The sequence below is a fragment of the Haloferax profundi genome (genome assembly GCF_001469865.1).
GTDB lineage: Archaea > Halobacteriota > Halobacteria > Halobacteriales > Haloferacaceae > Haloferax > Haloferax profundi.
In genome coordinates this window covers 1-1,015 of record NZ_LOPV01000572.1, presented here as the reverse complement: position 1 = coordinate 1,015, position 1,015 = coordinate 1, and the positions used below count along the sequence as shown (strand labels likewise).

At 54.2% G+C, this 1,015-nt stretch carries 1 protein-coding gene; it reads right to left on the bottom strand.

Features of this window, described 5'->3' with window-relative positions:
- The coding region (locus AUR66_RS17010) for a GAF domain-containing protein (RefSeq protein ID WP_157533196.1) at positions 1 to 1,015 on the bottom strand (1,015 nt) is incomplete at both ends.

The window sequence follows — 1,015 nt, the reverse complement described above, 5'->3', positions numbered from 1 at the left end:
CGTTCGCGACTCTCTCGACTGTTTCGACGGGCGCATCTTCGACCGTGATGAATACGTAGGTACCCTCGGTAGTCTGCTGAACGCCACCTTGATACGAGACTGAACAACCCGTCTTCTCTGCGAGCCACGAGAAAACGAACGTCGGGTCGTCGACTGCAAATTCGAGGCGAGTCGAGGACGTCGTGAGGAGCGCATTCTTCCGTTCGAGTGCACTGGTCGCAGAGGCGATGGTTTCCCCGAGTTCGCCCAGAACTGCCTGTGTCGTTTCGTCGAACGCGTTCTGTGTATCAGCGTAGACTGTCAATACCCCGTAGAAAAATTCGTTGTACACCAGCGGGATACTCAGTACCGAGAGGAAATCACGAGAGAGTGCGTGTTTCCGCCACTCTTCTTCTCTGAGGTTCTCGGCAACGTTCGTGACCATAACCACCTCACGGGTCGTTGCTGCTCGTTCCGACGGTTCTGATTTGGATACTCTATTCTGTGCCATCACATTGTCTAGATACCCCCGTTCAGTACCAGACCACGCACGAGGCTCGGTGGTCCCAGACGCTGCATCAGAAGCTCCAATCCAGGCAAAATCGAATCTATCGTCAGCAGTCAACAATTCACAGACTGTGTGTTCTATCTCTTCTCGCGTCTCTGCTTGGACGAGCGCTTGGTCGATTGCTCGAATCGTCTCGTTGACTCGATTGAGTACGGTGAGTTGGTCGTTTCGGCGTTGGAGTTCACGGTCCTGTTCTCGTAGTGTACTCTCGCGTGCGACCCTATCGAGTGCTGCCTCCGCAGTTGCAGCGAGTAAGTCGGCGAGTTCACGTGCAACGTCGTCGAAGACTCCTCTCTCGGTCGAACCAACGACGAATACCCCGTGTTCGCCCAATGGAATGTATGCAACACTTCGGAGAGATGTTGCCTGGTTTCTCAGCCTCGAGGCAGTGTGTACGTCGTCGAAAAAGAGCGATTCGTCCTCGACGAAGCTATAACTTGGAAGTGACTCTGCATCTGCACGCTCGGT